The following is a 10,371-nucleotide window of genomic DNA, read 5'->3' as shown; positions in this document are numbered from 1 at the left end:
GGAACAGGCTGCTTCCGCTAACATGGAGGTCAAGGCGGGGAGCTTCTGGAGCTCCTCTCAAAGGGAAAGGACATTCGGTTTCTCATCCGGGACGAACGGGAGAGAACCGTAGCGCTTCGCGACAAGAGACCGTGAAAACGCCTCAGTCAGACACGCCAGCGGAAATTTCTCGCGAGCGAGCGCCACGCTGTTGCGTTTGGCTTACTAAGCCAAGACCAGCACATCTCTCTTATCCGAAACAGAAGGCATACGACGCGGAAGCGGTTCATTCGGAGTTTCCGTGGAGAATCCGCGATGAAAGGAAATGAACGAGACTCATGACGACGTCGCATTGGGACACACTGCGTTTTGACGAGAAGGGACTCATCCCGGTCATCGTCCAGGACGCCCTTTCCGGGAAAGTGCTCATGATGGCCTGGGCGGATCGCGCGGCGCTCGAAGAGACCGTCGCGACGGGAGAGATGGTCTTTTTCAGCCGATCCCGCGGAGGGAGATGGCACAAGGGAGAGACCAGCGGAAACACGCAGAGGCTCCGGGAGCTTCGGGCGGACTGCGACGGAGACACGATCCTGGCACTTGTGGAACCGGCGGGACCGGCGTGCCACACGGGAAAGGAAAGCTGCTTCCACAACCCTCTCTGGGGAACGCCTCCGGGAGATCCCACCTTTCTCGGAACCCTCTGGCGCTATCTGCAGAAACGGAAAAACGATTCACCCGAGGAAAGTTACACCGCCCGCCTTCTCGGTAAGGGAATTCCCCGGGTAGCCCAGAAGATCGGCGAGGAAGGCCTGGAAACCTCTCTCGCCGTGGCGCTCCAGGACCGCGAAGGCGCGGTGTACGAGGCGTCGGACCTTCTGTATCACCTTCTGGTGGGGCTCCTCGCCCTGGACATTCCCCTCGAAGAACTGTGGCGGGAACTCGCCTCCCGTCACACACCGAAGTAAGAACGCTTTCCGAATCACCGATCAGGGCGGCGTTTCCTCCCAGGGCCAGAGGACACACCGTCCTGCCTCGTTTCGCAGGGCGAGGGCGACTTCGTCGAAGGTCGGCTCCGCGAGAAGAAGTTCCATGCAGTGCTCCCGACGGAGATCCTCAAGACGGTGCGCGTCGGAAGAACGAAGGATCGTCCTGCTTCCCAACCGATCCCTCCAGACAAGCGCCTCCTCGGCGGAAAGACGCCGGGACAGTTCCACCGCATCCACAGCAAGGTCCTCCGGCACGGAGCCGAGCACCGCCACATAGGAAAAGCCGGGGCGATCCACATGCGCGAGAAAGGAAAGCCCTCCTCTGCGGCGGATTTCCGCGATCACTTCATCCACGGAACGGGAAACCCCCTGGACGAGGAGCGTCTCCACCTGGTCAAGCACCGCGTTTTTTCCGTCGATGATCAACTGATACCCGAAAATGTCAGGATCGTTGGCACGGGAGGGAAGAGATTTCCAAAGCCATTCCTGAAAAACAAAGCCATCCTCCGCACTCCGGAAGAGAGCCACCAGGTGAATATCCTCCTCGGTTTGCACCTCCACACCACAGAGAATCCTGGGAATACCTCCGTCATCCACACCGGAGGCGCGCAGCCTCTCCCTTTCGGCCTCCGCGGCCTCCGCCAGGGCTGGGACATTGGCCACCGCGTTGTGGTCCGTAAGGGCCAGAAGGGCGATTCCCTCCCTACTGGCCCGGCGAACGATCTCCCGCGCACCCATCTCCAGTTCCGCACAGGGGGAGAGAACGGAATGCACATGCAGATCGACGCGAAACCGCCGCAGCAAAAGAGCCGTTGCTCCCGCGACTGGGGACGTGCTCGCTCCGGAATTCGCCGGATGTCCGCTCTCCGGAGCATGCACTTCCGTTTCCGATCGGGCGCGACGGCCCCCGGTTCCAGCGTTCTCCATGGCGTCAACCCCTCAAGCCGATCTCCCACAGTTTCCCGCATACATCGAAGGCGGTATCCTTCACCAACCCCACGGCGATGCCCTCCGCGCGACAGCGCTCGAGAAAATCAGGATTCGGCGTTCTTCCTCCCGCAAGAATCACACAGGGAATGTCCCGCAGGACCGCCACGGCAGCGACGTTCAGATGGCCGTGGATCGTGATCCACAGGGCATTCTCCGGAGCCGTGCCCATGACATAACTCAGGAGGTCGCCCACGATTCCCCTGGTCACCTCCCGCTCCTCGTCTCCAATATTCGCCACGTCCGCACCGAGATGAGCAAGAATCTCTCCGATGGTCATCGTTCGTCGCTCCTCGTCCGCAGTGTGTGAGGCACATTCTTCGAGAGATTCGTGATCTCCTCCGCCAGCGAAGCGATGCGATCCCGCAGTTTGAAAACACAGTCCGTCATCTCCGCGTCACCCCGGACGACATCCTCCGCCAGAGCATGACAGGAGGGGCGCCCACAGGCGCCGCAATCGAGATGAGGAAGTTCCGCATAGATGGACTTGAGCCGCTTCAGTTTGGCCATGGATTCCGCGAGGTCTTCCCCGAGAGGAAGCCTCTCCAGCGGCTCAACGGCCTTCTCGAGCCGCCATATGCCGCTTTCGTAAAGTTCCTCCACGGTTCTTTTCTCCTCGGGAGAAAGACGCCACTTCTGGGGAAGGTTTTTCAGACGGAGATGGGCGAGAAACCGTGATTCCGCATTGCCGATTCCTCCAATACACCCCAGGTCACAGACACGGCATTCCACGAAGTCAATGTTTTGAAGACGTCCCAACTCCAGCTCCCGCAAAAGGTCGATGCTATTGCGCAATCCGGACACAGCAAGCGTCCTCAAGGGACGGCGGCGGGAAAATTGCGCCATGTGCCGCGATTCTCCTCCACGGAGTCCCCAGAGAATCCATCGTTTGTTCTCCAGGGCAGGGACATCCTGCTCCACTCTGGAACCAGCGGCGAGGAGATCTCGAACCACGCGACGGACAGATACCGCGTGAGTGACGATGCTCGTTTCTCTTCCCACGGGTTCCCGGACCATGGCTATTTTGGCCGGGCAGGGAGCGGCCAGGGTGACAGGACGGACATCCCCCTTGTTCTTTCGATGGAGAAGCGCGGCAATCTCCAGGGGCGATTCCGAGGGAATCAAGTGTCCCAAAAGTTCGGGAAAGCGCGCTCTGATGAGACGGATCATGGCCGGGCAATAGGTGGAAATGAGCGGAAGCCGGTCGGGCGGTGTCTCCTCGATGGCACGGCAATTCGCATAGGCCACCAAGTCGAAGGCAACGCTCATCTCCTCCGCGAGATCCTCGACACCCCAGACTCCCAGCAGCGCCTCGCGAACAAGAGAAGGCCGCCAGTAACTACCGAACTGCACATAAAACGTGGGATCCGCTAAAAGGATCGGGGAACCGTAAGCACGAAGGACACCCCAATCGTCCTCATCGAGGCCAAGAGCCTTTTCTCGACAGGTACGCAAGCACTCTCCACAACTGATGCACAATTCAGGGATAATGTGTACGAGTCCGTCCACCACGCGGATCGCTTCGGTGGGACAGGACTTGATGCAGTTCACACATCCCTTGCAAACGGAATCCAGAATCTTGACACCTGAAATCACAACATTGCCCTCCTTTTTCCACCTCCCGAGGAGTCCTCCCCATCGAAATAAATGACCGCACGAAGCTCCGTCCCTCTTCCGACGACGGAATCAATATACAACGCGTCCGCGTTACGCTTGATGTTCGGCAATCCCATGCCCGCACCGAACCCAAGTTCCCTCACGTGATCCGGTGCCGTGGAGTACCCTTCGCGCATGGCCAGATCCACATCCGCAATGCCGGGCCCTTCGTCACGTGCAGTGAGTTCAATCCGCTCATGGGTAATCTCCGCACGCAGTGTACCACCCCGGGCATGAATGACAAGATTCATCTCCGCCTCGTAGGTGATCACCGCCGCCCTCCGGCAGATGCTTGACGGAACACCGAGCATCTTCAGCGTCTCCTTGATGTTGTTCGACGCCTCGCCTGCGGCGAGAAAATCCTCTCCCTCGACCGTGAACTCCACCACATACGGGTCGGTCAAGAGGATTCCCCTCCCCGCTCAGGAATATCGCAGGGAAAAACACCGGCTTTGTAGAGAAGGCCACAGCTCTCGTACATGCTTTTCGCGGAAACCAGAAGAGATATCCCTACCTGCTCGGCAAGCTTCACCACCTCTTCCTGGGGGCGCTTGCCTCGGACGAAGACCACTGCGGGAATATCGAGCATCTGGGCGGTACGGATGATCTGCACGTTGGTGAGCCCCGTGAGTAAGAGTGAGCCGGGGCATGCAAAGGCAAGGACATCGCTCATGAGATCCGCCGCGTATGCGTGATCCACCTCCACTTCCTCCAAGCACCCGGAGATGCAGAGAACGTCGGCTCCGAGCAATTCTGCCACGGTTTTCAGGTTCATACGGAATCCCCCCTGCGGGTAATATTGTTCCTCGCTTCACATATAGTACCATATCACAGGATCTTCGTCTCCCCGTTTTGTGCCGCTCTTGGCTTTCGCGCGGGCAATGTGCCCATGAATGTCCACGGAACCGTGCCATTCTCCGGCAGAAGCGGATTACTCCGGGAAAGCACCGGACGGAACAGAAACAATCCGTCGCAAAAACCATCCAGCTCCGTCACTTTCCAGAACGGCGACTTTTCTTTCCCGGGGACGATGCGTAGCGGGATCGATGGAAAGAATTTCTTCCCCGAAGGGAATGCCCGTCGCGTTTCCAAGCCTTTCCGGAAGCCTGGCGATATCCGAGGGAGGTGTCTCCTCCAGCCCACGGAGAAACCAACGGGCAAGTGCGTAGGCCCTTGCGGCGAGTGCCGCATCGGCCACGCGGACCCGGAGGACATCCCAGATGCGAAGCCTGAATCCGCGCAACGAAGGATCTCTCGAGAGCGGCTCGTCCTGATCGCTGAGCACCAATCCTTTTCGATCCGCGAGAAAGGGACTCATGCTTCCTCCGTACCAAATCGCAAGCGGACTTCCAGTTTCCCTGATCTGGCGCCAGAGATCGAGTGTTCCCATCACGTCCAGAAGGCTCACGAGGATCTGGCCCCCGGCGTTTTCCGCCTCGCGAAGACGGAACCGGACATCCTTGTCTCCCGCTCCCGCAACCCACACGGGAAGAGGGACAAACCCCCGGTCCTGAAGAAGACGGTCCAAAAGAACGCTCGATGCAGCCAGCACCGGATCCAGGCGATCCGCCACGAGAACGATCCCCGTGCCCTCCGGCATGGTACGCCGGAGTTCCTCCGCAAGGGACACGATGCGAAAACGACGAAAGAGAGACAGGGCAAACACGAAGGGCTCGGGTTGCCCGTCACCGTTCCGGAGGGAGAGCCATTCTCCCCAGGCCAACAACAGGGGCATTCCCTCAATCCGCAAGAGCGGTATCAGGGAAAGATTCGTCTCGTCATCGGCGAAGCTGAGCACCGCGATCACCCGGCGAGTCTTCCATTCCCGAAGCAAACCAGGAAAATCCAAAGGAATATCTTCACGACCCGGGAGGGTCACCTGAAAAAAGCGGACATCATGGCCATTGACTCCACCGTGGCTCTCGTTGACTTCCCCGGCTGCAAGGGAGAGGGCCATCCACACGGACTCCCCTTGCGGAGAATTCCACCCCTCGACAGGCGGAATCACCGCAATCTGCCACATCCATCCCTCTTCGACGGGATCGACTCCCTTCGGCACCGCAAGCCCCGTTTCAGGTCCTGAAATGAAAGAAACACAGAGAAACGCGAGAAGAAACAGTACCACCCGGGCTCGATGAAACACACAAACACCTCCTGTCGACCGACTCTCTCGTTGTAGAGTATCATATCCCCGCGAGCTTCGCTGAATCCGGGGAGGTCCTGCCTCATGTTCTTTACCGCATCCGCTCTTGCCGTCATCGTTCTGTTCTTTCTCGGAGGGACGCTCTCCGGAGGTGCGACGAAAACCGCGGGAGATTTCACTCTCGGCGGACGTCGCAGTTCTTCCGCAAGCGTCGTCGGCATCCTTCTCGGCGCCCTCGTTGGAGGCGCTTCCACCGTGGGCACCGTTCAGATGGCTTACCAGTACGGCCTCTCCGCATGGTGGTTCACGCTCGGAGGCGGTCTCGGCTGCCTGGTCCTCGGGCTGTGGTTCGCTTCGCCCCTCCGGGAGACGGAACTTACCACGATCCCGCAATTTCTCCGCCTGCGCTACGGCGGTCCCACCGCCGCCACCGCGATGATCGCCTCGATTCTCGGAACGTTCATTTCCGTGGTGGCGCAGTTCCTCTCGGGAATCGCCCTTCTCCAGAATGCCTTTCCCCTGTCCCCGGAGCTCGCCACGCTCGCAACGGCCTTTCTGGTGATGAGCTTCATCTTCGCCGGAGGATTGCGAAGCTTCGGCGCGCTGGGAAAGGCGAAAATCCTCTTTCTCTATCTCATTCTCGGCATCTGCGCCGGAGCGGCCTGGTTGAACGGAGCGACACCCGGAGCGCTATGGAACGCCCTGCCGTTCCACCCCTTCTTCACTCTCTTCGGAAGAGGGTTCTCGAAGGATCTGGGCGCCGCGACCTCTCTTCTCGTGGGAGTCCTGAGCACTCAGATCTACATCCAGTCCATTTTTGCCGCCGCCGACGCCGCGACGGCGAGACGGGGCGCCCTGCTTTCGGCGCTCATCATGCCACCACTCGGTATCTTCGGCATCTGGGTCGGGCTCCATATGCGGACCGCGGGCATCACGATTCCTCCCGCTCAGGCCCTTTCCCATTTTATCCGGATCACCTTCTCCCCCTTTGTCGCGGGGATTCTCTGGTCGGGAATTCTCATTACCGTTATCGGATGCGCGGCGGGACTGGCCCTGGGCATCGCCACCAACCTCGTTCAGGATGTGCTCCTTCCTCTCGCAGGAAAGAGATTGTCTCCACGCTCCGTCCTCCAGGCAAACCGCTGGGCCGTTTTTCTCGTCGTCCTGGCGGCGGCGGGTTTCGGCCTCCTTGGAAGGGACTCTCTCATTCTCGTCTGGAGCTACCTCAGCATGGGCCTTCGTGGAGCGGGGACCTTCTTTCCCCTGGTCTTCGCGGTTCTCTTTCCCGAAAGGATTCCGGCCCGAATCGCCTTCGCCTCCAGTGCGGGGGGCATCGCAACAACACTTCTCTGGCCGCTCTCGGGACTTGGCGGCGAGCCCCTCTTTGCAGGGCTCGCGGTGGCGGGAGCGTGTTTCCTCCCCACCCTTTTCCTCCGTCCCCAAGGCGCCGCGCCCCGGAATTTCTGACCGCCCTCCTCTTCTCTTTTTCTCAACAGAGTGACACTGCCATATTTCGGCGCTCATCAACTTGCCTGTGGCATAAGCACATGGTATATTCCGCTGGATGCCTCAACATTTGAAACACCTGCAAAAACAGGGGGTGGAAATTCCAGGTAGCCTCTTCGATGATCGTGTCGTTCCCTTTCACGAAAGTTTTCGTCATCCGCTTCTTCATCACTCTTCTATCCGGCAACGAGAAAGGGGATTCTGAACATGTCGGAAAGGAAATCCAAAGTACCGCATACCTTTGTGCTGCTCTTCGGTCTCATCGTTCTCGCCGTGATCGGAACCTACGTCCTCCCGGCGGGACAATTCGACCGCGCCAAGGACGAACGCACCAACAGAACACTCGTGGTTCCCGGTACATACCATCATGTGGAACAAACTCCGGTCAGCCCCTTCAACACCTTCATCGCCATCCAGAAAGGCATGGTCGATGCCGGAGAGATCATTTTCTTCGTCTTTCTCGTCTACGCATCCTTCTTCGTAGTGCTTCAGACCGGTGCGCTCCACGCATTCATCGGGTGGCTTCTCCGCATTCTGAAAGGCAAGGAAATATTAGCCATACCGGTCTTCATGTACACCTTCGCCCTCGGCGGCGCCATCTTCGGCATGTACGAGGAAACCTTCGGATTCATCCCTCTTTTCGTGGGACTCGCCATCGCCATGGGGTACGATGCCATCGTGGGCGTGTCCATGGTCTGCTTCGGCGTCGCCATGGGATTCGCAGCGGCGTTCATGAATCCCTTCACCGTAGGGATCGCTCAAAAGATCGCCGAGATCGATCCTCTCTTCGAGGGTATGGGATTCCGCATGGTCTGCTGGTTCGTCATGGTCTCCATGGCAGTGCTCTGGACCATGCGCTATGCAAAGAAGATCAAACAGGATCCGACAAAAAGCCTCGTCTACGGATTGGACATGGGCAGCCTCGCCCTCGATCACGACGAACTCGTGAAAAGTCACTTCCGCCCCAAGGACAAGGCGATCCTCGCCGTTGTGGTGGGCACCGTGGTGCTTCTCGTCTGGGGTGTCATCGAAAAGGGATGGTACTTCGACGAAATCGCGGGGCTCTTCCTCATCATGGGCTTCGCCTCGGGACTCCTGAGTGGCATGAGCCCCAGCAAACTTGCCTCCTGCTACCTCGAAGGATGCCGGGACATCGTCTTCGGCGCCCTCGTCATCGGCCTTTCCAGGGGTGTTCTCGTCGTCATGAAGGAAGGGCAGATCATCGACACGGTGGTCAACGGCCTCGCCCAACCGCTCTCCAACTTCCCCAGTTGGGTCGGCGCGGAGGGAATGCTCATTGTTCAGACCCTGATCAACTTCTTCATCCCCTCCGGATCCGGGCAGGCCGCGACGACGATGCCCATCATGGCGCCCCTCTCGGATCTCCTGGGAATTTCCCGGAACACGGCGGTGCTTGCCTTCCAGTTCGGCGACGGCTTCTCCAACATCCTCTGGCCCACCACGCTGCTTCCCGTCATCTGCAGCATCTCCAAGGTGCCCATCGAAAAGTGGTGGAAGTATTTCGTCCCCTTCTTCCTCCTTCTCTTCGTCGTGCAGATGGTCTTCGTCTGGGCGGCGGTGGCGTTCAACCTTCTGTAGCCGCACTTTTCTTGCCCGACTCCGGAAGAGAAAACACCGTTCCTCCCGGAGCCGGGCAAGTCCGCTCTTGCACAAATCGCTCATGTAGTTCACCATGGCAGGGGAAACCCTGCCCTTTTCATGGATGCCCCTTCCGTACGGGAACGGGGAGAAAGGAGTGTTTGCACATGAATGACCTGCGCATACGAGGGGGCCTGGTGGCCGATCCCGAGACGAAAACGCTCGTCGAGGCATCGGTGACGATCTCCGACGGACGAATCGTGCACGTTGGCAAGGAGGAAGGAGAATCGACGGAGGTTCTGGATGCGACGGGGTGCATTGTCTGTCCCGGCTTCGTGGACACGCACATGCACGATGAAGAACTCGACGACCCCCATTCGGTGGAACGTGCGCTGCTCCGACAAGGCGTGACTACCGCCATCGCGGGCAACTGCGGCTCGGGACCTCTGCTCGGAACGGTTCGACCGAAGCGACAGACCCCCTGGCTCAATCTGGGTTATCTCACGGGACATCGTATTCTCCGGGAATCCGTCGGCGTGAACGACATCTATCGCCCCGCCACGCCGGGCGAGACGACGGAGATGCAGGTTCTGCTGGAGCGGGAGCTTTCCGAAGGTTCCTTCGGGCTCTCCCTGGGACTCGAATATGTTCCCAATACCGACCCCGCGGAAATCGCCGCCCTCGCCGACGTGGTCGCGAAATTTCCCCGCCGGTGGATCTCCATCCACATTCGTTTCGATGGTCCCCGCTGCCTCGAGGCGATCCAGGAAGCCATCGACATCGCCGCGCGACACCGCGTGCGCGTGCAGATCTCGCATTTCGGCAGCATGACCGCCTTCGGCAGGCTTCAGACCGCTCTGGACATGGTGGATCAGGCATACGCAGCCGGAACGGACGTGACCTTCGACTGCTACCCCTATGCGGCATTCTGCACGTCCGTAGGGTCCGCCGTCTTCGACCCCGGGTTCGAGGATCGCTGGAACAAAGACGTGGGAGTTCTCGAGGCCGGATCGGGAAAATTCAAAGGGCAGCGCCTCACCAAAGCCATGTTCGAGGAAATGCGATCCGAAACGCCCACCGCACTCATCATCGCCCATGTGCTGAACGAATCCGAGGTGCGCACCTGCCTCAGGCATCCCCGCTGCGCCATCGCCTCCGACGCGGTCTTACGGAACGGCGAAGGACATCCCCGGGCCGCGGGAACATTCCCCCGGGGACTTCGCATACTCCGTGAGGAGGGGCTCTCCTGGCCCGAAGCACTCGCCCACGCCACGAGTATCCCCGCCGAAATGACATGGCTCGATCGCGGCACGCTCCGCCCCGGGAACGCCGCCGATCTGGTGCTCTTCGAGCCGGAGCGCTTCACGGACAAGGCGACATTTTCCGACCAGCTCGCGCCGCCCGAGGGCATCCGCGCCGTTCTTCTCGGAGGACGCGTGGCCGTACGAGAGGGAACGATCACGGAGGAGCCGCTCGGAACGTTCCTCCTCCGCCGCTGAGAGCACACCACCGCTC

10 protein-coding genes are annotated in these 10,371 nt (G+C 59.7%); 4 read left to right on the top strand and 6 right to left on the bottom strand.

Annotation, left to right across the window (positions count from 1 at the left end; genetic code table 11):
* Positions 1 to 317 precede the first annotated feature (317 nt).
* Positions 318 to 944 (top strand): bifunctional phosphoribosyl-AMP cyclohydrolase/phosphoribosyl-ATP diphosphatase HisIE, encoded by a 627-nt coding sequence (gene hisIE, locus K349_RS0112470; RefSeq protein WP_029166113.1) that lies wholly within the window; start codon positions 318 to 320, stop codon positions 942 to 944.
* A 21-nt stretch (positions 945 to 965) separates the two neighbouring features.
* Here hisIE and K349_RS0112465 read toward each other — a convergent pair whose 3' ends face one another.
* The 6 genes from K349_RS0112465 to K349_RS0112440 form a co-directional block, all read right to left on the bottom strand.
* Complete coding sequence (locus K349_RS0112465) at positions 966 to 1,892, bottom strand: PHP domain-containing protein (protein WP_084460378.1); 927 nt, start codon at positions 1,890 to 1,892, stop codon at positions 966 to 968.
* A gap of 4 nt (positions 1,893 to 1,896) precedes the next feature.
* A complete protein-coding gene (locus tag K349_RS0112460; RefSeq protein ID WP_029166111.1) occupies positions 1,897 to 2,232 on the bottom strand; it encodes a serine kinase in 336 nt (111 codons plus the stop codon).
* The gene (locus K349_RS0112455) at positions 2,229 to 3,548 is read right to left on the bottom strand and encodes a [Fe-Fe] hydrogenase large subunit C-terminal domain-containing protein (RefSeq protein WP_029166110.1); all 1,320 of its coding nucleotides are present in this window, start codon (positions 3,546 to 3,548) and stop codon (positions 2,229 to 2,231) included. The genes K349_RS0112460 and K349_RS0112455 overlap by 4 nt, the downstream gene beginning before the upstream one ends.
* Complete coding sequence (locus K349_RS0112450) at positions 3,545 to 4,012, bottom strand: ATP-binding protein (protein WP_029166109.1); 468 nt, start codon at positions 4,010 to 4,012, stop codon at positions 3,545 to 3,547. Before K349_RS0112450 ends, K349_RS0112455 begins: the two co-directional genes overlap by 4 nt.
* Positions 4,009 to 4,383, bottom strand: coding sequence for a hypothetical protein (locus K349_RS0112445; protein WP_029166108.1), 375 nt, complete (start codon positions 4,381 to 4,383; stop codon positions 4,009 to 4,011). Before K349_RS0112445 ends, K349_RS0112450 begins: the two co-directional genes overlap by 4 nt.
* A 156-nt stretch (positions 4,384 to 4,539) precedes the next feature.
* The gene (locus K349_RS0112440; RefSeq protein ID WP_029166107.1) at positions 4,540 to 5,751 is read right to left on the bottom strand and encodes a type 1 periplasmic-binding domain-containing protein; all 1,212 of its coding nucleotides are present in this window, start codon (positions 5,749 to 5,751) and stop codon (positions 4,540 to 4,542) included.
* Positions 5,752 to 5,835: 84 nt separating this feature from the next.
* Here K349_RS0112440 and K349_RS0112435 point away from each other — a divergent pair, with 84 nt between their 5' ends.
* From K349_RS0112435 to K349_RS0112420, 3 genes are all read left to right on the top strand, one after another.
* A complete protein-coding gene (locus K349_RS0112435) occupies positions 5,836 to 7,218 on the top strand; it encodes a sodium:solute symporter family protein (protein WP_029166106.1) in 1,383 nt (460 codons plus the stop codon).
* A 246-nt stretch (positions 7,219 to 7,464) separates the two neighbouring features.
* Positions 7,465 to 8,856 (top strand): YfcC family protein, encoded by a 1,392-nt coding sequence (locus tag K349_RS0112425; RefSeq protein WP_029166104.1) that lies wholly within the window; start codon positions 7,465 to 7,467, stop codon positions 8,854 to 8,856.
* Between the two features lie 167 nt (positions 8,857 to 9,023).
* Positions 9,024 to 10,355, top strand: a complete 1,332-nt coding sequence (locus K349_RS0112420; protein WP_029166103.1) for an N-acyl-D-amino-acid deacylase family protein — start codon at positions 9,024 to 9,026, stop codon at positions 10,353 to 10,355.
* The last annotated feature ends 16 nt before the right edge of the window (positions 10,356 to 10,371 follow it).

It is taken from the genome of Aminiphilus circumscriptus DSM 16581, from assembly GCF_000526375.1.
Lineage (GTDB): Bacteria > Synergistota > Synergistia > Synergistales > Aminiphilaceae > Aminiphilus > Aminiphilus circumscriptus.
The sequence above is the reverse complement of the archived record's forward strand: the minus strand, read 5'-3'. Positions and strand labels throughout refer to the sequence as shown.

Bases quoted from the DNA above. Each gene is read 5' to 3' on its own strand.
- hisIE (WP_029166113.1), top strand. From the start codon at position 318: ATGACGACGTCGCATTGGGACACACTGCGTTTTGACGAGAAGGGACTC.
- K349_RS0112465 (WP_084460378.1), bottom strand. From the start codon at position 1,892: ATGGAGAACGCTGGAACCGGGGGCCGTCGCGCCCGATCGGAAACGGAA.
- K349_RS0112460 (WP_029166111.1), bottom strand. From the start codon at position 2,232: ATGACCATCGGAGAGATTCTTGCTCATCTCGGTGCGGACGTGGCGAAT.
- K349_RS0112445 (WP_029166108.1), bottom strand. From the start codon at position 4,383: ATGAACCTGAAAACCGTGGCAGAATTGCTCGGAGCCGACGTTCTCTGC.
- K349_RS0112435 (WP_029166106.1), top strand. From the start codon at position 5,836: ATGTTCTTTACCGCATCCGCTCTTGCCGTCATCGTTCTGTTCTTTCTC.
- K349_RS0112425 (WP_029166104.1), top strand. From the start codon at position 7,465: ATGTCGGAAAGGAAATCCAAAGTACCGCATACCTTTGTGCTGCTCTTC.
- K349_RS0112420 (WP_029166103.1), top strand. From the start codon at position 9,024: ATGAATGACCTGCGCATACGAGGGGGCCTGGTGGCCGATCCCGAGACG.